Source organism: Lachnoanaerobaculum sanguinis, assembly GCF_033242365.1.
GTDB lineage: Bacteria > Bacillota > Clostridia > Lachnospirales > Lachnospiraceae > Lachnoanaerobaculum > Lachnoanaerobaculum sanguinis.
Window position 1 is genome coordinate 1 of the sequence record NZ_BTHK01000001.1, and the last position, 23,806, is coordinate 23,806.

At 34.7% G+C, this 23,806-nt stretch carries 21 protein-coding genes; all 21 read left to right on the forward strand.

Annotated features, from left to right (window positions below):
• Window positions 1-278: 278 nt before the first annotated feature.
• Window positions 279-2,564, forward strand: a complete 2,286-nt coding sequence (locus SBH76_RS00005) for a RelA/SpoT family protein (RefSeq protein WP_317976322.1) — start codon at window positions 279-281, stop codon at window positions 2,562-2,564.
• Window positions 2,564-3,226 (forward strand): MBL fold metallo-hydrolase, encoded by a 663-nt coding sequence (locus SBH76_RS00010; RefSeq protein WP_317976323.1) that lies wholly within the window; start codon window positions 2,564-2,566, stop codon window positions 3,224-3,226. Before SBH76_RS00005 ends, SBH76_RS00010 begins: the two co-directional genes overlap by 1 nt.
• A complete protein-coding gene (gene hemZ / locus SBH76_RS00015) occupies window positions 3,223-4,647 on the forward strand; it encodes a coproporphyrinogen dehydrogenase HemZ (RefSeq protein ID WP_317976324.1) in 1,425 nt (474 codons plus the stop codon). Before SBH76_RS00010 ends, hemZ begins: the two co-directional genes overlap by 4 nt.
• Complete coding sequence (gene hisS / locus SBH76_RS00020) at window positions 4,634-5,893, forward strand: histidine--tRNA ligase (RefSeq protein WP_317976325.1); 1,260 nt, start codon at window positions 4,634-4,636, stop codon at window positions 5,891-5,893. The genes hemZ and hisS overlap by 14 nt, the downstream gene beginning before the upstream one ends.
• Window positions 5,894-5,907: 14 nt before the next feature.
• The gene (aspS, locus tag SBH76_RS00025) at window positions 5,908-7,695 is read left to right on the forward strand and encodes an aspartate--tRNA ligase (protein ID WP_317976326.1); all 1,788 of its coding nucleotides are present in this window, start codon (window positions 5,908-5,910) and stop codon (window positions 7,693-7,695) included.
• Between the two features lie 30 nt (window positions 7,696-7,725).
• Complete coding sequence (locus SBH76_RS00030; RefSeq protein WP_317976327.1) at window positions 7,726-8,403, forward strand: response regulator transcription factor; 678 nt, start codon at window positions 7,726-7,728, stop codon at window positions 8,401-8,403.
• A gap of 32 nt (window positions 8,404-8,435) precedes the next feature.
• Window positions 8,436-9,887 carry a glutamate--tRNA ligase gene (gene gltX / locus SBH76_RS00035; protein WP_317976328.1) on the forward strand — a complete coding sequence of 484 codons (1,452 nt, stop codon included), beginning with the start codon at window positions 8,436-8,438 and terminating at the stop codon, window positions 9,885-9,887.
• The gene (locus SBH76_RS00040) at window positions 9,862-11,703 is read left to right on the forward strand and encodes an ATP-dependent helicase (RefSeq protein ID WP_317976329.1); all 1,842 of its coding nucleotides are present in this window, start codon (window positions 9,862-9,864) and stop codon (window positions 11,701-11,703) included. The genes gltX and SBH76_RS00040 overlap by 26 nt, the downstream gene beginning before the upstream one ends.
• Window positions 11,704-11,713: 10 nt before the next feature.
• Window positions 11,714-13,231 carry a sensor histidine kinase gene (locus SBH76_RS00045; protein WP_317976330.1) on the forward strand — a complete coding sequence of 506 codons (1,518 nt, stop codon included), beginning with the start codon at window positions 11,714-11,716 and terminating at the stop codon, window positions 13,229-13,231.
• Between the two features lie 2 nt (window positions 13,232-13,233).
• On the forward strand, window positions 13,234-14,418 hold the full coding sequence (gene cbiD, locus SBH76_RS00050) for a cobalt-precorrin-5B (C(1))-methyltransferase CbiD (protein ID WP_317976331.1): 1,185 nt from the start codon (window positions 13,234-13,236) through the stop codon (window positions 14,416-14,418).
• Entirely contained in the window at window positions 14,415-15,101 is a 687-nt protein-coding gene (gene cobI / locus SBH76_RS00055) for a precorrin-2 C(20)-methyltransferase (RefSeq protein WP_317976332.1), read from the forward strand. Before cbiD ends, cobI begins: the two co-directional genes overlap by 4 nt.
• Window positions 15,098-15,829, forward strand: a complete 732-nt coding sequence (gene cobJ / locus SBH76_RS00060; protein ID WP_317976333.1) for a precorrin-3B C(17)-methyltransferase — start codon at window positions 15,098-15,100, stop codon at window positions 15,827-15,829. Before cobI ends, cobJ begins: the two co-directional genes overlap by 4 nt.
• Window positions 15,822-16,586 (forward strand): precorrin-6A reductase, encoded by a 765-nt coding sequence (gene cobK / locus SBH76_RS00065; RefSeq protein WP_317976334.1) that lies wholly within the window; start codon window positions 15,822-15,824, stop codon window positions 16,584-16,586. Before cobJ ends, cobK begins: the two co-directional genes overlap by 8 nt.
• A 2-nt stretch (window positions 16,587-16,588) precedes the next feature.
• Window positions 16,589-17,812: a precorrin-6y C5,15-methyltransferase (decarboxylating) subunit CbiE gene (gene cbiE / locus SBH76_RS00070; RefSeq protein ID WP_317976335.1), complete on the forward strand. Its 1,224-nt coding sequence runs from the start codon at window positions 16,589-16,591 to the stop codon at window positions 17,810-17,812.
• A 101-nt stretch (window positions 17,813-17,913) separates the two neighbouring features.
• Window positions 17,914-18,744, forward strand: a complete 831-nt coding sequence (locus tag SBH76_RS00075) for a formate/nitrite transporter family protein (RefSeq protein WP_315051888.1) — start codon at window positions 17,914-17,916, stop codon at window positions 18,742-18,744.
• Window positions 18,745-18,876: 132 nt separating this feature from the next.
• Complete coding sequence (locus SBH76_RS00080; RefSeq protein WP_317976336.1) at window positions 18,877-19,434, forward strand: peroxidase; 558 nt, start codon at window positions 18,877-18,879, stop codon at window positions 19,432-19,434.
• A complete protein-coding gene (locus SBH76_RS00085; protein WP_317976337.1) occupies window positions 19,406-20,017 on the forward strand; it encodes a DUF6707 family protein in 612 nt (203 codons plus the stop codon). Before SBH76_RS00080 ends, SBH76_RS00085 begins: the two co-directional genes overlap by 29 nt.
• Window positions 20,018-20,021: 4 nt before the next feature.
• Entirely contained in the window at window positions 20,022-21,374 is a 1,353-nt protein-coding gene (locus SBH76_RS00090) for a cobyrinic acid a,c-diamide synthase CobB (RefSeq protein WP_317976338.1), read from the forward strand.
• Window positions 21,367-22,524, forward strand: coding sequence for a nicotinate-nucleotide--dimethylbenzimidazole phosphoribosyltransferase (locus SBH76_RS00095; protein WP_317976339.1), 1,158 nt, complete (start codon window positions 21,367-21,369; stop codon window positions 22,522-22,524). The genes SBH76_RS00090 and SBH76_RS00095 overlap by 8 nt, the downstream gene beginning before the upstream one ends.
• Window positions 22,521-23,045, forward strand: a complete 525-nt coding sequence (locus SBH76_RS00100) for a bifunctional adenosylcobinamide kinase/adenosylcobinamide-phosphate guanylyltransferase (RefSeq protein WP_317976340.1) — start codon at window positions 22,521-22,523, stop codon at window positions 23,043-23,045. Before SBH76_RS00095 ends, SBH76_RS00100 begins: the two co-directional genes overlap by 4 nt.
• Window positions 23,042-23,800: an adenosylcobinamide-GDP ribazoletransferase gene (locus SBH76_RS00105; RefSeq protein ID WP_317976341.1), complete on the forward strand. Its 759-nt coding sequence runs from the start codon at window positions 23,042-23,044 to the stop codon at window positions 23,798-23,800. The genes SBH76_RS00100 and SBH76_RS00105 overlap by 4 nt, the downstream gene beginning before the upstream one ends.
• Window positions 23,801-23,806 lie beyond the last annotated feature (6 nt).

The following is a 23,806-nucleotide window of genomic DNA, read 5'->3' on the forward strand; positions in this document are numbered from 1 at the left end:
ACATAAAATACTAGAAAATACTATATAATAAAACGAATATTTTGACAAAAATTTCAACTGAAGAATGTAGGTTATATGCGGGTTGTAGGACTTTTTTAATGATTATTTAGGTGAACAAACTGTCAAAGACCCGAAAATAGACTTTTACCGGCACGTAAGTGTCGGTTTTTTCTTAGGTTTTCTTGCTTTTTTTACATTAAATTCGTATAATAAAAGCTTAGACATATATAACCCAAACTATAGCTTTGTAATATTTTAGCCTGAGAATGAGGAATTTAATGAAAGAGGATAAGTTGAACTTTCTGGATGAAAATATAGAAACACCAATTGATAAACCGGCAGATTTTACTTCGCCGGAAAGCTTGTATAAAAAACTTGTTGATATCATATTACATTATCATCCTTCAGATGATATCACGATGATATCAAAAGCCTATGAACTGGCAAAAAAAGCACATAATGATCAAAAAAGAAAATCGGGTGAACCATATATCATTCACCCTATTTGTGTTGCAATTATTCTTGCCGAGCTTGAACTTGATAAGGAGACAATAGCCGCAGGTCTCTTACATGATGTAATAGAAGATACGGCTATATCATTTGAAGAGCTCTCAGATATATTCGGTGTGGATGTAGCAAATCTTGTAGACGGTGTTACAAAGCTTACACAGCTTTCATTAAAGAATGATAAAATAGAGATGCAGGCTGAAAACTTAAGAAAGATGTTTTTGGCAATGGCAAAGGATATAAGGGTTATTCTTATAAAGCTTGCTGACAGACTTCACAATATGCGTACACTGCAATATATGAAGCCTGAGAAGCAAAAAGAAAAGGCAAGGGAGACTATGGATATATATTCTCCTATTGCACAAAGACTTGGTATTTCAAAAATAAAGGTGGAGCTTGATGATCTGTCATTAAAGTATCTGCATCCTGATGTTTACTATGATCTGTCTGAAAAACTGGCATTCAGGAAAGAGCAGAGACAACAATTTGTCGATGAGATAATAAAGAAGTTCAATGAGCATTTATCGGATACAGGAATGAAATATCAGATAAGCGGAAGAGTTAAGCATTTATTCTCCATATATAAAAAGATGGTAAATCAAAATAAGACTCTGGATCAGATCTATGATGTGTTTGCCATCCGTATAATCGTTGAAGATGTTGCAGCGTGTTATCTTGCTCTCGGTACGGCACATGAAATATATAAACCGATACCGGGAAGATTTAAAGACTATATTGCAATGCCGAAACCGAACATGTATCAGTCACTTCATACCACACTTATCTCAGATACGGGACAGCCGTTTGAGGTACAGATAAGAACTTTTGAGATGCATAAAACTGCAGAGTTCGGTATTGCCGCTCACTGGAAATATAAAGAGAGCGGAAGCGGTACATCTGCACAGGGTTCAGAGGATGCCAAGATGAACTGGCTCAGACAAATACTTGAGTGGCAAAAGGACACCTCTGACAATGCGGAATTTTTAAAGGTTATAAAGAGTGACTTGGATCTTTTCTCAGACAGTGTATATTGCTTTACGCCTAATGGTGATGTGAAGAACCTGCCTGCAGGATCAAACCCTATAGATTTTGCCTATTCGATACATTCAGCTGTCGGGAATAAGATGGTCGGTGCAAGAGTTAATGGTCGCCTTGTAAATATCGACTATGAATTGAAGAGCGGCGACAGAGTCGAAATCATAACCTCTCAAAATTCAAAGGGACCAAGTAGAGACTGGCTAAATATAGTCAAGTCAAATCAGGCTAAGTCAAAGATACAACAATGGTTTAAGACTGAGCTTAAAGAAGACAATATACTAAGAGGAAAAGATCTCTTAGAAAGATATTGCAAGGCTAAGGGTATAAACTGGAATGAGATAAACAAGCCTCAATTCCAGGAGAAAGTTATGAAGCGCTATGCCATCAAGGACTGGGATTCAATTCTTGCATCTTTAGGTCATGGTGGTTTAAAAGAAGGTCAGGTCATCAATAAGATGATTGAAGAACAAAAGAAGGTTGCAAAGAAAGAAATTTCCGAGTCGGCTCTTTTGGAAAGTCTTAGTGATAATAACAATACGGCAATACATAAGAAATCTAAAAACGGTATTACCGTAAAGGGAATAGAGGATATAGCTGTCAGATTTTCAAAATGTTGCAATCCTGTTCCGGGTGATGAGATAGTTGGTTTTATTACAAGGGGAAGAGGAGTTTCAATACACAGAACAGACTGTATAAATGTGATGAATCTTCCTTCGGATGACAGAACAAGACTTATACCTGCCGAGTGGCAGGAGTTTGAAGATGCCAAACTTGAAGAGAAGTATCAAACAGAATTGCAGATATTTGCGCACAATCGTCAGGGACTTATATTCGACCTTATAAGAATTTACAGTGAAAACAACATCACTATCAACAATATGAATGCCCGCACAAACAAGCAGGATATTTCAACCATAAATCTTGTGTTTGATATAAAGGGAAGAGAAGAGTTAAACTCTTTGATCGGTAAGCTCAGACAGATTACCGGAGTAATAGATATTGAAAGGGCTACAGGCTGATGAATAAATTAGGAATATATGTACTTACACTCGGTCCGGTACAGACCAACGTGTATGTTGCATACAACAAAGAAACTTTAGAATGTTTGATAGTGGATCCTTCTGCCCAGGCGCAGTCTATTATCAAAGTTATAGAAGAGAATAAGTTAAAACCAAGTGCAATACTTCTTACACATGGACATTTTGACCATATAATGGCGGTAAATGATTTGGTGGAAAAATATAAAATAAAAGTATACATATCAAAAAATGATGAGGAAATGCTTGGAGACAGTTATAAATCCGGTGGAAAGTCATTTATCGGACATGGATATGTTACAAAGGCTGATTTCTTGTTGAATGACGGTGATGTTATCCGCTTACTGGATGAAGATATAAAATTTATCGCTACACCGGGACATACAAAGGGATCGGGTTGCTATTATATAGAGTCTGAAAAGATTTTATTCTCAGGTGATACTGTTTTTAGAGAGGACTGCGGAAGAACGGATCTTTACGGAGGAGATAATCCTACTATAATAAGATCGATATATGATAAGGTCCTTACTTTGCCTGAAGATGTAAACATATTACCCGGGCATATGGATATGACTACGGTAGGACATGAAAAAAAATTCAATCCTGTTGCAATTTATGTAGAAAAGCATGGGATAGATAGATGATTTCATTACTATTGGAAGATATGACCTTCGAGCAGGATATCAGAGAGCTTTTGATGGCTTTTTATCCGGAGGAAAAATATATTTACACAGATGAAGATGTATTTATTTCACTGCTTTTATCAAAGGACAATACTGATTATCATATTAAAATCAAAAGTGAAGACAATGTATTGGAGTTTAGTTCACCGCTTAGAGATACAAAATTTGACACCAAAAATGATTTAAAAAGAAATATTTACATAAATCTTTTAAAGCTTGGCAACAAGGAACTTCCTTGGGGAACTCTAACCGGAATAAGACCCACAAAGATAGTAATGGAAATGCTTGAAAACGGTATGTCTTTAGAAGATATAAAAAAACATTTAAAAGAAGTCTATCTTGTAAGCGATAAAAGAATTAAGCTTTGTACCGATACGGCAAAAAATGAATTCAATATATTAAAGAAAATTGATTATAAGAACGGCTACAGTCTTTATATAGGCATACCGTTTTGCCCTACGAGATGTTTATACTGTTCTTTTACATCTTATTCTATTGCACAGTGGAAGAAAGATACCGATACCTATGTAGAAGCACTTTGCAAAGAGCTTTTAGCAGTATCAAAGATGTATGAAGGAAAAAAGCTTCAAACTGTTTATATGGGTGGCGGAACACCTACTTCACTTGAAGGATATCAATTATCAAAGATTTTAAATGTTGTAAAGACAAATTTTGATCTTTCAAATCTTTTCGAGTTGACAGTTGAAGCCGGTAGGCCTGACAGTATAACAAAAGAAAAGCTTGAGGCATTAAAGGACGTGGGAGTTGACAGAATATCAATAAATCCACAGACAATGCAGCAAAAGACTCTGGATCTGATAGGAAGACATCATAGTATTGAAGATATATATGAAAGCTATAATCTTGCAAGAGATGTAGGATTTGAAAATATAAATATGGACTTTATAATCGGACTAAACGGTGAAACTTTGGAGGATGTAATAGACAGCTTCACAAAGGTGAGAACCTTTGCTCCTGAATCTGTTACCATACATTCTCTTGCACTAAAGAGAGCTGCCAGGTTAAATACAGAAAATAAAAGAGAGATTATGGACAATGATCTGATTTTATCAATGATAAATACAGCTACCGATACCTGTGCCGATTTGGGGTTGGAGCCGTATTACTTGTACAGGCAAAAAAACATGGCGGGCAATCTTGAAAATATAGGATTTTCAAAACCGGGTAAAGAATGTCTGTACAATATATTGATTATGGAAGAAAAACAGACTATCATAGCTTGTGGAGCAGGTACATCAAGTAAAATAGTATTCGGAGACGGCAGAATTGAGAGAATTGAAAATGTCAAGGATCCGAAACTTTATATAGAAAGGCTTGATGAAATGATAATGAGAAAGGAAAGTATGCATGGCATTGATTAAAAAAGGTGTCACAGGAATGAAGGATATTCTCCCTGAGGAAATGGTTATCAGGGATTATTTGATAAATATAATAAAAAAGACTTATGGAAGTTTCGGCTTTACCTCAATAGAGACTCCTGCAATGGAGCATATTGAAAATCTTTTAAGTAAACAGGGTGGTGACAATGAAAAGCTTATTTTTAAGGTTTTAAAAAGAGGTGAGAAATTAAAGCTTGATGATGTTAAAGATGAGAATGACTTGGTAGATGCAGGACTTAGATATGATCTTACATTACCGCTTGCAAGATACTATTCAAATAATCAGGCAAATCTTCCAAATCCGTTTAAGGCATTGCAGATAGGCAATGTATATAGAGCCGACAGACCTCAAAAAGGTAGATTCAGACAGTTTACACAATGTGATATAGATATCCTCGGTGAGGCTTCAAATCTTGCAGAAATAGAGCTTATCCTTGCCACAACAAAAGCACTTAGTGAGATTGCAAAGGGAAAGAAGTTCACTGTAAGAATCAATGACAGAAGAATTCTTCTGGCAATGGCACTTTTTGCAGGCTATTCTGAGGACAATATAAGTAATGTATTTATTATCCTTGATAAGATGGACAAAATAGGACTTGATGGAGTCAAGAAAGAATTGACAGAGCTTGACGGAGCAGATAAATGTGAGAAGTATCTGAATCTTTTTGACGGATTATCCGGTGATACAAAGGCTCTTTTATCTTTAAAGGAAAGTTTGTCCTGTTTTATTGAAGAAGGTGTACTTGACAGTTTATCTGAGATAATGAATACAGTACTTGATGTAAAGGAAAATGATTTTTCACTGGAGTTTGATCCTACTTTGGTTCGCGGTATGGGATACTATACAGGAACCATATTTGAAGTAAGTATGGAGGGATTCTCAGGTTCGGTAGCAGGTGGCGGAAGATATGACAAGATGATAGGAAAATTTACAGGAAGTGATACACCTGCCTGCGGATTTTCTATCGGTTTTGAAAGAATTATCACAATACTTATGGACTCGGGATTTAAGATACCTGATGAGAGCAAAAAAATAGCATTCCTTTATGAAAAGAATATTGATACAAGTGTACTAACATCTATATTAAAGGAGGCATCAGCCCTCAGAGAAGCAGGAAATATTGTCTTGGTTTCAAAGATGAATAAGAATAAGAAGTTCCAAAAAGAGGGACTTGAAAAACAAGGATATGTAGAATTTAAAGAATTTTATAGAGAAGCTTTAAAATAGTGAGGAGATAAAAAATGGCAGAATCAATGCTCGGCTTAAAGAGAAGTCACAGATGTGCAGAGGTGGTTAACGCACCTATTGATAGTGAAGTTACAGTAATGGGTTGGGTTCAAAAGAACCGTAACAAAGGTGGAATTATTTTTTGTGATTTAAGAGATCGTTCAGGTATCTTACAGATTATTTTTGAAGAAGATGAGTGCGGCAGCGAAGTATTTAACAAGGCAATGAAGCTTAAGCAGGAGTTTTGTATTGCTGTAACCGGAATTCTCAAGAAAAGAAGCGGTGCTTTTAACGAATCACTTGAGACAGGAGAGCTTGAGGTAAGAGCAACAGGGCTTAGAATACTTTCAGAGTCTGAGACACCTCCATTCCATATAGAGGAAGATTCAAAAACAAAGGAAGAACTTAGATTAAAGTACAGATTCCTTGATCTTAGAAGACCTGATCTTCAAAGAAATCTTATGATAAGAAGTAAGGTGGCTACAACCACAAGAAACTTCCTTGCAGAAAACGGATTTTTAGAGATTGAAACACCTACATTGATAAAGAGTTCACCTGAGGGAGCTAGAGACTATCTTGTGCCAAGCCGTGTATATCCGGGAAGCTTCTATGCACTTCCACAGTCACCTCAGCTTTTTAAGCAGCTTTTAATGGTATCCGGATATGACAGATATTTCCAGCTTGCAAGATGCTACAGAGATGAGGATCTAAGAGCAGATCGTCAGCCTGAGTTTACTCAGATAGATATGGAGCTTTCATTTGTTGATGTGGATGATGTTTTGGATGTAAATGAGAGACTTTTACAGAGACTTTTCAAGGATGTACTTAATGTTGATGTTAAGCTTCCTATACAGAGAATGACATGGCAGGAGGCTATGGACAGATTTGGTTCAGATAAGCCTGACCTTAGATTCGGTATGGAATTAAAGGATGTTTCAAGTGTTGTTGCAAACTCTGAATTTGTAGTATTTAAGAATGCATTGGCAGCCGGCGGCAGTGTAAGGGGTATTAATGCTACAGGACAGTCAGGTATGCCTAGAAAGAAAATAGATGCCCTTGTAGAGTTTGTTAAGAGCTACAGAGCTAAGGGACTTGCATATATGGCTATTGAAGCTGACGGAAATATCAAGTCTTCTTTTGCAAAATTTATGACTGAGGCTGAGATAGAAGGTCTTAAGCAGGCTATGGATGCCAAACCGGGTGATATGCTCTTCTTTGCTGCAGACAGCAATAAGGTTGTTTGGGATACTCTGGGTGCTCTTAGAGTTGAACTTGCAAGTCAGCTCGGTCTTTTAAAGAAAGATGATTACAGATTCCTTTGGGTTACAGAATTCCCACTTCTTGAGTGGTCAGAGGAAGAAAACAGATTTAAAGCAATGCACCATCCGTTTACCGCACCTATGGATGAGGACTGGCAGTACATTGACTCGGATCCGGGTAGAGTAAGAGCAAAGGCATATGATATCGTACTTAACGGAACTGAAATAGGTGGAGGTTCAGTAAGAATCCACCAAGGTGATGTTCAGGCAAAGATGTTTGATGTACTTGGACTGTCAAAAGAAGTTGCACAGGAGAGATTCGGTTATCTTCTTGATGCATTTAAGTATGGTGTGCCGCCTCATGCAGGACTTGCATATGGTCTTGACAGAGTTGTAATGCTTATGGTTGAGGCTAACTCTATAAGAGATGTTATTGCATTCCCTAAGGTAAAGGATGCATCAGATCTTATGACAAATGCTCCTGACAGAGTAGATGATGCACAGCTTAAGGAACTTGGACTTATAATAAAGAGCGAACAGTAATCTAAATATTTATGCTGTTGTGGGGATTATATGGAAGATGTAAAAATACTGGTGGTTGACGATGAAGCCAGAATGAGAAAACTTGTAAAAGACTTTCTTAGTATAAAGGGGTTTATAGTTTTGGAAGCCGAGGACGGTGAGGAAGCTCTCAAAATTTTTGATTCCAATAAGGATATAAAACTGATTCTTTTAGATGTAATGATGCCAAAACTGGACGGCTTTGAGACATTGGAAGTTATAAGACAGTATTCCAAAGTACCTGTTATGATGTTGACTGCAAGAAGTGAAGAAAGAGACGAGCTGAAAGGCTATAAACTTGGTGTTGATGAATATATCACCAAACCTTTCTCACCTAAAATACTTGTTGCCAGAGTTGAAGCGGTGCTTAGAAGAACAATGGGTGAATCTGAAGAAAAACTTATTGCAGGAGCAATTGAGATAGATAAGGTTGCCCGCAGTGTTTTTATAGATGAAAAGCCAGTTGACTTAAGCTTCAAAGAATATGAACTTTTAACCTACTTTATTGAAAATAAAGGTATTGCATTATCCAGAGAAAAAATCCTTAATTCAGTATGGAATTACGATTATTTCGGAGATGCCAGAACCATTGATACCCATGTAAAAAAACTTCGTGCCAAGATGGGTGATAGAGGTGACTATATAAAAACAGTATGGGGCATGGGCTATAAGTTTGAGATAACACCATAAATAATAATTATATATATAGATAAGGAGCATTTATGACAAAAATAAGGACAAGATATGCACCGAGTCCTACCGGAAGAATGCATGTTGGAAATCTTAGAACCGCATTGTATGCATATTTGATAGCAAAGCATGAGGGTGGAGATTTTCTGCTTAGAATAGAGGATACAGACCAGGAAAGATATGTGGAAGGTGCTACAGAGATAATCTATAGAACATTGGCAGAGACAGGACTTATACATGATGAGGGTCCTGACAAAGACGGCGGTTGCGGTCCATATGTACAAAGTGAGAGACAAAAACAGGGACTATACCTTGAGTATGCAAAAAAGCTTATAGAAAAGAAGCAGGCGTACTATTGTTTCTGTACTCCTGAAAGACTTAATTCTCTCAGATCAAATGTGAACGGTGAGGAAATCATGAAATATGATAAGCACTGCCTTTCATTATCTGAAGAAGAAATAAAGAAAAATCTTGAAAGCGGTATACCATATGTTATCCGCCAAAATAATCCTACAACAGGTACAACATCTTTCCATGATGATATCTATGGAGATATCACAGTGGATAATTCAGAGCTTGATGATATGGTACTTATAAAGTCTGACGGTTATCCTACCTATAATTTTGCAAATGTTGTAGATGACCATCTTATGGGAATCACACATGTTGTCAGAGGAAATGAGTATCTTTCATCATCACCTAAGTACAACAGATTATATGAAGCATTCGGATGGGAAGTGCCTACATATGTTCACTGTCCTTTGATAACAAATGAGGAGCATAAAAAACTTTCAAAAAGAAGCGGCCATTCTTCATTTGAGGACCTTATTGAACAGGGCTATGTATCTGAAGCTATAGTAAACTTTGTAGCCTTACTTGGATGGTCACCTGAAGATGATAAGGAAATATTCTCATTAGATGAGCTTATAAAAGCATTTGATTATAAGCATATCTCTAAATCACCTGCAGTCTTTGATATGGTAAAGCTTTCATGGATGAACGGCGAGTATTTAAAGAATATGAGTGAAGATGATTTCTTCAAACTGGCGGAACCATATATTAAAGAAGTTATAAAAAAGCCTCTTGATTTAAAGAAGATCTCAAATATGGTAAAGACCAGAATAGAAGTATTGCCACAAATTGCTTCACATATTGATTTCTTTGAAGAGTTGCCTGAATATGATACTGAAATGTATACACATAAAAAGATGAAAACCAACTCTGAGAATTCATTATCTCTTTTAAAAGAGGTATTACCGCTTCTTGAAAATACAGATGACTATACAAATGATAATTTGTTTGGTATCTTGCAGGAATTTGGTAAGGAGCATGAATATAAGACAGGATTTGTTATGTGGCCGATAAGAACAGCTCTTTCAGGAAAGCAGATGACTCCTGCAGGTGCTACAGAGATTATGGAAGTTCTCGGAAAAGATGAATCAATAAGAAGGATTAAGATTGGAATTGATAAATTACAGCAGTAATCAAAAAAAAGCCATAGAGCATGGGGTAGGGCCCTTAATGGTATTGGCAGGTCCCGGCTCCGGAAAAACCTTTGTAATCACACATAGAATAAAATATCTTATAGAGGGGTCGGGTATAAACCCGGCCCATATTTTGGTTGTTACATTTTCAAGAGCTGCAGCCAAGGAAATGAAAGACAGATTTGAAAAACTTATCGGAAAAACTCTTGTAACATTTGGAACATTTCATTCGGTGTTTTTCAATCTTCTAAAAACAGCTTACGGATTCAGTGCGGAACAGATTGCATCTGATGAATTAAGATATACCCTTATAAAGGAATTGATAAAGAAAAATGAAATAGTGAATGAAGATATCAATACACTTTCCGGTAATCTTTTAAATGAAATAGCTCTTATAAAGCAGGATAATATAAATATAAAAAACTATTATTCAAACAGTATTGCAAGTGATACTTTTAAGAAACTTTACAATGAATATGAAGCTGAGCTTGAAGCAAGAAATAAACTTGACTTTGAAGATATGCTTTCACTTACATATGAGCTATTAAGCGAAAGAACAGATATTTTATCCGCGGTACAAAACAGATATCAGTATATCTTGGTAGATGAGTTTCAGGATATAAATTTTTTGCAATATAATATCATAAAACTTATGGCAGGCAAGAATCAAAATATCACTGTTGTAGGAGATGACGATCAATCTATCTATAGATTTAGAGGTGCAAGACCCGAGATAATGCTTGGATTTGAGAGAGACTTTAAAAATGTTTCTAAAGTATTTTTGGATATAAATTTCAGATCAAGTACTCAAATAGTGGATGCCTCGACCAAACTTATATCTTTTAACAGTAAGAGATTTCCTAAAACTTTTACGGCACATAACGGAAGCGGTGCACCTGTATCGGTAATAGAATTTAAAAATCCTTTTGCCGAGGTAAATACTATAGTAAATGATATAAAAGAATATATAAAATCCGGACAGGATATAAACAATATTGCAGTGCTTTATCGTACAAACCTTTCACCGAGACTTTTAATTGAGAGGATGATGAAGAATAATATTCCTTTTACTATAAGAGATTCTATTCCGAATCTTTTTGAGCATTGGGTATCAAAGGATATTATATCTTACATAAAGCTGGCTATAAATTCAGGAAACAAATCCGATTTGCTTCGTATTTCCAATAAGCCTAACAGGTATATAAGCAGAGATTCTCTTTCCTCATCAAAGGCAAGTATAGAAACACTATTTGACTATTATGAGGATAAAAGCTATATGATTAAAAGAATAATAGAACTTAGAGAACATTTAAGAACTATAAAAAATCTTAAGCCTGCAACGGCTCTCAGATATATAAGAAATGTAGTAGGATATGATGAGTACATAGAAGAGTACTGTGATATTAACGGTATAGAAAGTGATGACTGCTATACAGTTTTGGGGGATCTTGAAAACAGCGCGTCCGAATTCGGTACATTTTCCGACTGGTTTGTACATATGGAAGAGTACAAAGAGGAACTGATAGAGGCAAGAAAAAAGTCAAATGAAGATGATAACGGCGTAAGGCTTATGACCTTCCATTCCTCCAAAGGACTTGAATTTGATATTGTTTATATTATTGATGTAAATGAGGGAAGTGTACCGTATAAAAAAGCAAAAGGTGCTGATGAGATAGAAGAAGAGCGAAGAATGTTTTATGTTGCAATGACAAGAGCCAGACATAAACTCTTTATTTGTTGTTGCAAGGAAAATTTTGGAAAGTCTGTAGGTAAGTCTGATTTTATAGTGGAACTTTCTTCCAAGACTAAGCCATAAAGAGGTATATATGATACAAAAATTCAGCCATTCACTGCGTATGAAGATAACCTTGATAATCTTATTGATTATTTCGGTATTATTACTTTCAATAGGTCTTTTAAACAATTTCGGACTGAGATGGTTTTATCAGAATGAAAAGGTAAGTGAAATAAAAGAGGCATACCTTAAAATAGATAATGAAGTAATGAAAATCGGCTCCTCGGGTCAGCATATCATTGATGAAAGTACTGAAGAATCTGTTATTAATAACAGCCTTAAAAGTATTATTCTGGATTACTCAAATAAATATAATATAACCATTGCCCTTGTAGACTCTTTTACAAATAAGGCCATATATTCATCAGCAAGGGAGGGTGACGGATTAATAAGTAGAATCCAGGACGGATTTATAGGAAATCAAAATCAGGATATTTTATACAGTAATAATAATTACACAATAATACTTCATAAGACTATGCAAAACACATCTTTTATAGAAGGTTTCGGTTATTGCAGTGATAATCAGACAATGGTTATAATGTCTACTCCTGTTGCAAGTTTAAAAGAAAGCGTAAGTATTTCAAACAGATTTCTGATATATATGGCAATTATAGGATTCATTATAACTGTTATACTTACATTTATTATTGCAAAAATGATTACCTATCCGATACTTGAGTTGGCTGAGATTTCGAATAAAATGGGTAAACTTGATTTTACCGCCAAATATATAGGTAACAGAAGTGATGAAATACAGACGCTTGGACAAAATATGAATTATATGTCCGACAGACTTAAAAAGGCTATTGACGAATTACAGGAAGCCAATGAACTCTTAAAAGAAGACATTAAGAGAAAAGAAGCTATTGACGAAATGCGGAAAGATTTTATTGCGAATGTTTCTCATGAATTAAAGACACCTATTGCACTTATTCAAGGATATGCGGAAGGACTGAATGAAGGACTCTGTGAAGATGAAGAGAGCAGAAAATACTATACAGAGGTAATACTTGATGAAAGTGAAAAGATGAATAAAATGGTAAAACAATTACTTACACTTTCTTCACTTGAATCCGGAAACAGTATTTTGCATAAGGAGAACTTTAATCTGACTTCTCTTATTGAGTCGGTGCTTGGTTCAATATCAATACTTATAGGTGAAAAGAATGTAAATATTGAATTTGATTCCGACAAGGAAATATTTCTTAATGCTGATGAATTCAAAATAGAAGAGGTGGTTACAAACTATATCAGTAATTCTATTCATCATGTAAGTGACTCCGGGGAAATAAAAATAAATGTATCAGATGATGGAGAAAATATAACTTTTAGTGTTTATAATACAGGTAATCCTATTCCTGAAAAAGATTTAAACAATATTTGGGAAAAGTTTTTTAAGGTGGATAAGGCACATTCCAGAGCATATGGAGGAAGCGGTATCGGACTGTCTATAGTAAAGGCGATAGTAGAAGCTCACAACGGTACTGTTGCTGTAAGAAATATACTTGACGGTGTTGAATTTTCATTCAAGATACCAAAGGCATAAATATGACAATTGATGAATTTAATATAAAAAACGGCCATACACAAAGGTATGGCTTTACCACAGGAACTACAGCAACTGCTGCTGCAATAGGAGCTGCATATATGTATCTGGATGATAAAAAGGATATAGTGGATGTAGAGTTACCTGCAGGTATAACACTCAGTATTCCAATAGAATATCACAAAGTACAAAATAATTTATTTATCTGTGGTGTAAAAAAGAATGCAGGTGATGACCCGGATGTTACTGACGGAATAATAATCAGTTCAAAGCTTGAATTTATAAAAAAAGAAAACGGTCTTGAGTTTAATTTTTTTGCCGGAGAAGGTGTAGGAATATTTACAAAAGACGGACTGGCCTTACCAAAGGGAGAAGCGGCTATAAATCCGGTTCCAAGGCAGATGATGATTGACAATCTTTCACGTATATTAAAAGAAGCAGGATTTAGCGGTATAGTAAATATAACCGTTATGGTAGAAAACGGAGTGGAGATAGCAAAAAAGACCTTTAATGAAAGACTTGGAATTATAGGTGGAATCTCAATACTCGGGACCTCAGGTCTGGTACTGCCTATGAGCAAAACAGCACTCTTAGAAACAATAGAAGCTGATATCAAATTCAGGTTAAAAAATTCAAAAGAAGGACGAGTATATTTGGCACCCGGAAATATAGGTGCAAAATACTTGGAAAAAAATTTTAATATAAACAGCACTACAGTGGCTATTATAAGCAATTTTATAGGTGAAAGTATTGATTATGCAATCTCAAATGATGCAAGAGAAATTGTACTATGTGGCGACTTGGGCAAACTTATAAAGTTGTCGGGTGGAATAATGAATACACATTCAAATGATTCGGATTCCAGACTTGAATTGCTTGTAGCGGCAGTAACAAAACTTTGTATAAAAGAAAACAAAGAATTACCGATTCAGGCTGTTTCAAATATATTTGAACAAAAGACCACAACAGGTGCCGTAAATATAATTAAAGAAAATAACTTTGAAAATTGCTTTGATATACTTGCAGATCGGATGCTTTACTATGCATATAACCGTGCATTTAAGGCTGAGATATTTTATCATAAAAACAGATATGCAAATATTGAAGAGTTTAAAAATAATTTAAAAATCAGAATTATTGTATTCAGTGATAATATAACGATTATAGATACAGGAGAAAATAAATGAGTAAATTATATGGTGTAGGAGTAGGCCCGGGAGACCCTGAGCTTATGACAATAAAGGCTTTAAATGCAGTAAAAATATCAAAAACAATATGTTATCCCGGGAAAAGCGAGGATACTTCCATTGCTTTTAATATTGCAAAGCAAGTGATTCCTGAGATAAATGAAAAAGATAAATTATGTGTAGACTTTCCAATGACAAAGGATCCTGATATATTGGAAGAAGCACATTCAAAAATCACCGATGAGATAAAAGAACTTTTAAAAGAAGGAGATGTAGCACTCCTGACACTTGGTGATCCCGGAGTTTATGCGACTTACTCATATATTGCACAAAGACTGAACGCAGAAGGGATAGGAGTAATCACTATACCCGGTATCACATCATTCAGTGCCGCTGCCGCTACACTTGGTATTCCGCTTACATTGGCAGATGAAGAGCTTCATGTGATCCCATCATCATACTCATTTGAAGAGGCATTCAAACTTAAAGGTACTTTGGTATTTATGAAATCCGGAAGAAGCTATGAGAAGCTGGCTTCATATATCAAGAAAGAAAAGTTTGATTATGATATCTATATGGTGGAAAATTGCGGTATGCCAAATGAAAGATTATTTGTCGGAGCAAAAAATCTTCCTGAAACAAGCGGATATTTTACAATAATTATAGTAAGAGGTTTAAAATGAAACAAATATATATAATCGGTATGGGACCGGGTAAATATGATCAGATGACGGTCGAGGCGATAAAGAAAATAGAAGAGAGCGATATAGTTATAGGTTATACGGTATATACAGATTTGATAAAGGAAATATGGCCTGATAAGGAATGCCTTTCAACACCCATGACTAAAGAATATGAAAGATGTGTAATGGCATTTGAAGAGGCTGATAAGGGAAAAACGGTAGCAATGGTTTGCTCAGGTGATGCAGGTGTATACGGACTTACAGGGCTTATGCTTGGTATAGCTCCGGATTATAGAGATGTAGCAGTGAAAACAATTGCCGGAGTTACCGCGGCAATTTCAGGTGCCGCTATTATAGGAGCACCACTTATACATGATTTTGCGGTAATCAGTCTCAGTGATCTTTTGACACCTTGGGAGAAGATAGAAAAAAGACTTGAATGTGCGGCATTAGGAGATTTTTGTATCTCAATATATAATCCCGGAAGTAAAAAACGTGTAGATTATCTTCAAAAAGCCTGTGATATCTTGCTTAAGTATAAGAGTGAAAATACACCATGTGCCATAGCAAAAAACATAGGGAGAGAAGGTGAAGGATATAGCGTCTATACTCTTTTGGAATTAAGAGATGTGACAGTCGGCATGTTTGAAACGGTATTTATAGGTAACTCTATGACTAAAGTTATTGACGGTAAACTTGTAACGCCAAGAGGATACTCCAATGAGTGATGTTTTAATCTTTGGCGGTACTACTGAAGGAAGAGAGATTGCTACCTACTGTGATAAGCTTAAAATAGATACTATACTATGTGTAGCTACCGAGTATGGCAAGGAAGTTCTTCCGGAATTTAAAACTGTCAAAGTTAGTAATAAACGACTGGGTACAGAAGAGATAGCTAAGCTTATAAAAGAAAATAATATATCCTGCGTCATAGATTCAACACATCCATATGCTTATGATATATCTAAAAATATAGAATCTGCATTAAAACTCTTAGAAAAAAATATCACTTTTTTTAAAATAAAAAGAGAGTCTATGGATGTGAGTTTAGAAGATGTTCTTGAGTTTTCAAGTAATTTTGATGCGGTTAATTATCTTTTGAATACAGAAGGAAATATTTTACTTACAACAGGCAGTAAGGAAATATCAGCTTTCAGTGAGCTGTCAAATCGTATATTTCCAAGGGTACTTCCAAGTATAGACTCTATAAATGCCTGTATATCTGCCGGTGTACCTTCAAAGAATATTATTGCAATGCAGGGACCTTTTTCTAAAACTTTAAACGAAGCAATTATAAAAGAATTTGATTGCAAATATCTTGTAAGTAAATTATCGGGAAGAAGCGGTGGCTTTGAAGAAAAGATAGAGGCGGCAAAAAATACCGGTTGTATTCCTGTGATTATTATGCCGAAGACTGAGATAACAGGTATTTCTGTAGATGTTTGCAAATTTAATTTAAATAATATATATAGTAAACAGGGATAAGTATGGTAAATACAAAAAATATAAATCTTGTAGGAATTGGACTTGGAAATCCAAACCTTTTAACAAAAGCTGCAATTTCTGCACTGGAAAGGTCTTCAGTAATTATCGGTGCAAAAAGAATAGTTGACAGTGTAAAAGAAGATTTTCCGAATAAAAAATATTTTACAGAGTATAATACAGATAAGATAATTGAAATAATAAGAGAAAATATGGATAGCGAAACAGCTGTAGTATTCAGTGGGGATATTTCTCTTTTTAGCGGAAGTTTAAAACTTTTTGATAAATTAAAGGATTTTAAAGACTGCAATATAAATACATTTCCCGGAATATCAAGTCTTAGCTATTTATGTGCAAAGTCAAATACCGATATTTCAAAAGTAAAGATATTATCATTCCATGGTAAGGAAGAGCTTTTATATCACAATATAGATTCAAATGAATATACATTTATTATCACATCTAAGGGTGAAGGAGTAAAGGAAATCTGTAGAAAACTTATAGACTTCGGATTCTTTGACCTTGATATAACACTGGGAGAAAATCTTTCTTATGAAAATGAAAGAATAACAAAGGCAAAGGCATCTAAACTTATAGAAATGGAAATATCTGATTTAAACTGTATGCTTATTTCAAATCCGGATGCAGATAAGTCTATAAGTATCGGACTTCCCGATGAAGTATTTGCAAGAGATAAAGTGCCGATAACAAAATCCGAAGTTAGAGCCGTTATTATGAGTAAGTTGGATGTTTGTCCAAACAGTATCTGCTATGATATAGGTGCAGGAAGTGGATCTATAAGTATTGAAATGTCAAGGCTTGCATATGAAGGAAAAGTATATGCTATAGAAAAAAATCCTGTTGCAGTAGAACTTATAAAAAAGAATATTCATAATTTCAGTGCTGAAAATATAGAGCTTATACATGCAAAAGCACCTGACGGACTTGATAATATCTTAGATGCGGATAAAATCTTTATAGGTGGCAGCGCCGGTGAACTTATCAGTATGATGGAGATGATATTTACCTCAAAGAAAAATCCTACTATCGTAATCTCAGCTATAACAATGGAAACTATTGCACAGATAACAGACATAGTAAAACTTGCAAAAGAAAAAGGTTATGATACCGAAATCACAGCTGTAAATGTATCTAAGTCAAAAGAAGTCGGAACTTATAATATGATGATAGCACAGAATATGGTGTTTATAGGCGTAATTAAAATGTAAAAATTAGGAGGGTATAAATTCATTTTGTCTTGACATATATCCTATTTTTTGTAAAATATATAAGGTTATTTTTTTAACAAGAATAGGAGAGAAATGTATTTATGAACTTTTCAAATACTACAGCTGAGGTTACACAAAATCTCATAGAAGCCGGTGAAGGCAAAGTAAAACGTCCGCTACACAAAATGATTTTATTGGGAATCCTTGCCGGTATGCTTATAGGAGCAGGAGCAATGGCGAGCAGTGTAGCGATACACGATATTTCAAATACAGGAATTGCAAGACTTGTAGCAGGACTGGTATTCCCTATAGGTTTTGTAATGATGGTATTGTTTGGCGGTGAACTCTTTACAGGTGCATGCCTTATGATAATCGGTGTTTTAAAAGGAAAATATAAGGTATCGGATATGATTAGAGTGCTTATCGTTGTATTTATATCTAATCTTATAGGTGGACTTTTATTTGCAATACTGGTAGCTTTCAGCGGTCAGTTCAAATACAGCGACGGCCTGATGGGTGCATTTACAATAAAACTTGCATTGTCAAAAGCAAATATACCTTTCAGTTCCGCACTTATATCAGGTATATTATGTAACTTCTTTGTCTGTCTTGGAGTAGTTATGGCAGGTTTGTCTAAAGACATATCAGGAAAGGTATTGGCAAGCTTTTTACCTATTATGACTTTTGTAACAGGAGGATTTGAGCACTGTGTTGCAAATATGTTCTATATTCCTGCAGGTATATTTGCCGCCGGTAACAGCAAATATGCGGAAGTAGCTATGACAAAGTATGGAATAACTGCTGAAAAACTTGCAACATTGAACTGGAAAAACTTTTTACTTACAAACGAACTTCCTGTAACAATCGGTAATATAATAGGTGGTATGCTCCTTATTGGAGTTGTAATGTATATTGTTTATAGTAAAGAATGATAGAAGATGATGTTAAAAGGCTGTCACAATATGTGGCGGCTTTTTTATATAAGAATATATTTACTGTAAAGGTTTACTTTACTTATAGAAAAGATGTGATAAAGTATTTATATAAACATATCGGAGGTCTTTATGGACACATTTGAAGAATTGAAAAGAGTTATTACAAACGAAAAATTAGATGATAAAGCTAAAGAATTCTATTTATCCAATATTTCAACTTTGGATAAAGAAAAGCAGCAGGCAATACTTGATCTTGTTATAAAGATGAATAATGCCGGTTTTAAGAATAATATACCTGCCGCATACAGTGAAGTTACAGAAAACATTCCACAATTTGCCAGGATGTCGGTTTTTAAGGAAATGCAAAAGATAGTAAGAGATATTGAAGGAAATCTTGAGCTTGCCGATGAATTTTATGAAGATGACAGTGAACTTCTTGACAAATTTAACGATTGCTTCAGTGAGAGTGAGGCTCGAAAGTTTTTACAGATTTATACAAAAGCTGTTATATCAAAGTTTTATTCTTTTCTTGAAGAGGGAAACCCAAGGGCGCAAGAAGATGATTTAAACTGGGCCTTACTTGAAACAAAAGCTGACGGAAATCATAGTGAAAGAATTATTGAGGGCTTTCTTGAAGATGACTTTAATGAAGAAGATTATGATTGGGAGATGGAAGATGAATTTTGATGAGCTTAGCTTAAAATATAAGGAAAAGAATATTGTAAAGCTTTGTAAGAAGCTCTCAAAGAGTTTTGCTCTTACAAGAAGTAAAGACATGACAAATCTATATGAATTGGCTTTTTGGCTTTATATTTATGATTATAAGGATGAAATCTTAAATATATATAATCTTGTAAATATTGATATACCTGAAAAGATTGATTTTAATATTTGGACTTGGATTTTATCTATTTGGGGATTACAGGCTTATATTTATGAAACCGAAGGTGAGATAAATAAAAAAGATGAGATTGTTGCCAATATGAAAAGAGTATATTCCGTCCCTCGTACTAAAGAAGATACACAGGAAAATACTTGGAAATTTTATTTAAAGATTGCCGGCAGACAAACTTTGGAATCAGTATCCTACGAAGCAGAAATTGAAAGAGCAATACAGACTGAAAATAAAAAGGGTGAAGAAGCTTATAGATTTTCAGGACTGTGTAAAATGATTTCATACGGTGTAACAGGCTTTTATCCTCATTTGGTTGAAAACAGAGATAAACTTGAGGAAAGAATAAAAGAATACATTCAGTATTTGAGAAGTTAAATTTATGATATTACCAAAGGAAAAACAAGCCTTTATGGTTTCGGCAATGAAATCAGGGAGCGGAAAAACTCTTATTACATTGGGGCTTATAAATATATTAAAAAAAATAGGGAATACCATTTCTATATATAAAACAGGACCGGACTATATAGATACCATGTATCATGAAAAAATTGCAGGAAGTCCGTCTACTAATCTGGATCCTTTCTTTTTGGAACCGGAATATAGACCCGGAGAATTGAAAAATCTCTTCTTCAAAAACTTTTTATATGATACAGCCATTATTGAAGGTGCTATGGGACTTTTTGACGGAGTATACGGTGAGGGTAAAAGATGTAGCGCCTGTATAGTTTCGGAAGAAATAGGCGTTGATGTTATTCTTGTAGTAGATATGGATGAAATCAAAAATCTTGAAGAATATCTTAACAAGTTTTCCCATCGTGTGAAAGCGGTTATTGTAAATAAATTGCCACCTGACTGTGATATTGAATTGTTAAAGACAAAAATCAATGCTATGGATCTTGTTTTACTGGGCTATCTATACATGGATGAAAGCTATCGTATAGAAAGTCGTCACCTTGGACTGTATGAACCTCAAAAGGATATATTCTCAATAGTAGAAAGAGTATCAGAGCAGCTTGAAAAAAACCTTGATTTTGATGCACTTTATAAGTTTATTGTCAAAATTGAGAGTTCTGATAACTTTACCGCAAAATCCGATCCTAAAATTCCAAAGTATAGACTTGCCTTTGCCTATGATGAAGCATTTTCTTTTACCTACGAAGAAAATATAGAGGTATTAAAAGAATACGGTTTTGATATAGTGAAATTCAGTCCCATACATGATAAAAAACTGCCTGATAATATAGATGCTACATGGCTTTCAGGAGGTTATCCCGAGCTTTATGCAAAAGAATTGAGTTCAAATACTTCCATGCTAAACAGTATAAAAGAGGCAAAGAATATACCGATTATTGCTGAGTGTGGAGGCTTTATTTATCTTCATGAAAGCTTTGAGAACAATAATGGTGAAGTTTTTAAAGGGGTAGGCTTGATAGAGGCAAAAGCCTTTAAAACTCAAAAACTTGTAAGATTTGGTTATATTGAAATAGAAGCAAAATCAGACAGTTTCTTGATGAAAAAAAATCAAAAGTTTCGCAGTCATGAGTTCCATTACTATGACTCTACAAACAACGGCGAGTATGCACATGCAGTGAAGGCAAATAAAAGTAAGGAATGGAACTGTGTCAATGCATATGAGAATATATTTGCCGGATTTCCACATATTTACCTTCGTGGCTATGAATTTTTAGTAGAGAATTTAGTTGAATATTTAGAGAGGCAAAGAAATGTATAAACCACCGGTTTTAACAAATATACAAAATGAATTACTGGATAAATTTAAAAATCTCTTATCCCGAATTACAAATACTTCAACAGTATACGAAAAACTTGCAAAAAAACACTGGGACAGTATTGCAAAACCTCTTGACAGTCTTGGAGAATTTGAGAGAATATTCCAAAAACTCTCAGCTATATTTGAAAGTGAAATCCCATGTATAGACAAGAAATGTGTCACAGTTATGTGTGCCGACAATGGAGTGGTCGAAGAGGGTATATCTCAATCAGGTAAAGAAGTGACTTTAGCTGTCGCAAAAAGTATGGTTCTTGGTACATCAAGTATATCTGTTTTATGTAAATCCGCCGGTTCCGACCTTATGGTTATTGATATGGGTATAGACAGCTTTGATATCGATATTTATTCAATGGGTGTTATCAATCATAAGTTAATGCATGGAACAAATAACTTTTACAAAGAAAAGGCAATGCCTATAGATATAAGTTTAAGAGCAATTTTTACCGGTATTGAAATAGTGGAAAATTTAAAAAATAACGGTATCAATATAATAGGTACCGGTGAAATGGGTATAGGAAATACCACTACATCATCGGCACTTTCAGCCGCTCTATTAAATCTACCTGTTACAAATGTTACAGGACGTGGTGCGGGATTAAATGATATGAAACTTAAAAGAAAAATAGAAGTTATAGAAGGTGCCATAGAAAAGTACGGTTTTAGAGATAAAACATTCTTGGATTTAATCAATTCGTCTGATGATACAAGGATTTTAACTGTAGTCGACTTGCTTTCATCAATTGGAGGTTTGGATATAGCCGCCCTTACCGGGATTTTTATCGGTGGAGCTATATACAAGATTCCTATAGTAATAGACGGTGTAATTTCAGAGATTGCGGCACTTTTGGCATACTTTTTCAATCCTCTGTGCAAAGCGTATATGATTGCCTCACATCTAAGCCGTGAACCTGTAGCCTCCGCTATATTTAAAATTTTAGAGTTGAATCCGGTTATTGACGCTTCACTTGCTCTTGGAGAGGGAAGCGGTTGCGCCCTGCTTTTCTCACTCCTTGATCTTGTATCTGAAATTTATACTAAAAATGCCTCTTTTTCCGATATTAAGATAGATGAGTATGAAAGATTTGTATGATAGTTTATATTTATGGCGGTGTATCAAGCGGAAAGTCTGAATATGCCGAAAGTCTTATATCGGAGAAGTTTGATAAAAAAATATATCTTGCAACAATGGAAAATATCGGAGATTATGCCTGTAAAAGAGTACAAAAGCATCTCTTGCAAAGAGCAGGTAAGGGCTTTTTTGCTGTTGAAGAACCGAGACATATTAAAGATTTGAATGTAAATTTCGAAGACAATATTTTGCTTGAAGATTTGACAAACCTTTTGTCCAATAATCTTTTTGATGAATCAGGACTCAAAAATAACTTTAAACAGATTACAGAAGAGATTTTTTCTGATATAATTACTCTTAAAAGCAGATGTAATTCTGTTTTTATTGTAGGAAATGATATATTTTCTACCGAAAAAAATCAAAGCAGAGAACTTGATATATTTATTGATTGTTTGTATTCTCTGCATAAACAAATAATTGAGGTAGCAGACAGGGTTATAGAGGTAGTCTACGGTCTACCCTATGATAGAAAGTTAAAATGAGCAATTTATTAAAATCAATGGCAATCACATTTGCCATGTATTCAAAGATTCCTGTAAGGAGTTTTAAATGGGAAAAAGAAAATATGAAATATTGCCTTTTATTTTTACCTGTAGTCGGTATTGTGGAAGGAATTTTTTTGATTGTATTTTCCTTATTTTTTTATAAACTTAGAATCAATCCTATATTAATCGCGGCTTTTCTTACGGTTTTACCTATTTTATATACAGGAGGCATACATATGGACGGCTTTTTAGATACAATGGATGCACTGGGGTCAAATCAGGATAAACAAAAAAAGCTTGCTATATTAAAGGATTCCAATTCCGGGGCTTTCGCCATAATAGGTGGTTTGGTCTATATATTATTATATTTTGCAGCTATGCTCACATTTAACAGTGTTGTAAAGATATACATACTGGCTATTTCATATATGCTTATAAGGGCATACAGCGCGTTGGCTTTAATAGTATTTAAGAATGCCAGAGGTAGCGGATTGGCCTTTGAATTTTCGGAAAAGAGTCTTATATATACAAATAGGACAGTACTTATTATATTTATTTTACTAGGAAGCGCTGCCATGATTATAGTCAATGTTAATTATGGATTATTATGTGCAATTTCAACATTTTTAGTTTTTTTATATTATAGAGTGAAATCTTTTGAAGAGTTTGGGGGTATTACAGGTGATTTGGCCGGCTATTTCCTACAACTTGCCGAGCTTGTTGTGGTTTTGGTACTGGCACTGGCACCTTAAACAGAA

Excerpts from the sequence above, each read along its gene's own strand:
- cbiE (WP_317976335.1), top strand. The coding sequence starts at position 16,589 with ATGGTAAATACAAAAAATATAAATCTTGTAGGAATTGGACTTGGAAAT.
- SBH76_RS00090 (WP_317976338.1), top strand. The coding sequence starts at position 20,022 with ATGATATTACCAAAGGAAAAACAAGCCTTTATGGTTTCGGCAATGAAA.
- aspS (WP_317976326.1), top strand. The coding sequence starts at position 5,908 with ATGGCAGAATCAATGCTCGGCTTAAAGAGAAGTCACAGATGTGCAGAG.
- hisS (WP_317976325.1), top strand. The coding sequence starts at position 4,634 with ATGGCATTGATTAAAAAAGGTGTCACAGGAATGAAGGATATTCTCCCT.
- cobI (WP_317976332.1), top strand. The coding sequence starts at position 14,415 with ATGAGTAAATTATATGGTGTAGGAGTAGGCCCGGGAGACCCTGAGCTT.
- SBH76_RS00045 (WP_317976330.1), top strand. The coding sequence starts at position 11,714 with ATGATACAAAAATTCAGCCATTCACTGCGTATGAAGATAACCTTGATA.
- SBH76_RS00105 (WP_317976341.1), top strand. The coding sequence starts at position 23,042 with ATGAGCAATTTATTAAAATCAATGGCAATCACATTTGCCATGTATTCA.
- SBH76_RS00085 (WP_317976337.1), top strand. The coding sequence starts at position 19,406 with ATGATTGGGAGATGGAAGATGAATTTTGATGAGCTTAGCTTAAAATAT.
- cobK (WP_317976334.1), top strand. The coding sequence starts at position 15,822 with ATGAGTGATGTTTTAATCTTTGGCGGTACTACTGAAGGAAGAGAGATT.
- SBH76_RS00075 (WP_315051888.1), top strand. The coding sequence starts at position 17,914 with ATGAACTTTTCAAATACTACAGCTGAGGTTACACAAAATCTCATAGAA.
- SBH76_RS00010 (WP_317976323.1), top strand. The coding sequence starts at position 2,564 with ATGAATAAATTAGGAATATATGTACTTACACTCGGTCCGGTACAGACC.
- gltX (WP_317976328.1), top strand. The coding sequence starts at position 8,436 with ATGACAAAAATAAGGACAAGATATGCACCGAGTCCTACCGGAAGAATG.
- SBH76_RS00030 (WP_317976327.1), top strand. The coding sequence starts at position 7,726 with ATGGAAGATGTAAAAATACTGGTGGTTGACGATGAAGCCAGAATGAGA.
- cobJ (WP_317976333.1), top strand. The coding sequence starts at position 15,098 with ATGAAACAAATATATATAATCGGTATGGGACCGGGTAAATATGATCAG.
- SBH76_RS00005 (WP_317976322.1), top strand. The coding sequence starts at position 279 with ATGAAAGAGGATAAGTTGAACTTTCTGGATGAAAATATAGAAACACCA.
- cbiD (WP_317976331.1), top strand. The coding sequence starts at position 13,234 with ATGACAATTGATGAATTTAATATAAAAAACGGCCATACACAAAGGTAT.
- SBH76_RS00095 (WP_317976339.1), top strand. The coding sequence starts at position 21,367 with ATGTATAAACCACCGGTTTTAACAAATATACAAAATGAATTACTGGAT.
- hemZ (WP_317976324.1), top strand. The coding sequence starts at position 3,223 with ATGATTTCATTACTATTGGAAGATATGACCTTCGAGCAGGATATCAGA.
- SBH76_RS00100 (WP_317976340.1), top strand. The coding sequence starts at position 22,521 with ATGATAGTTTATATTTATGGCGGTGTATCAAGCGGAAAGTCTGAATAT.
- SBH76_RS00080 (WP_317976336.1), top strand. The coding sequence starts at position 18,877 with ATGGACACATTTGAAGAATTGAAAAGAGTTATTACAAACGAAAAATTA.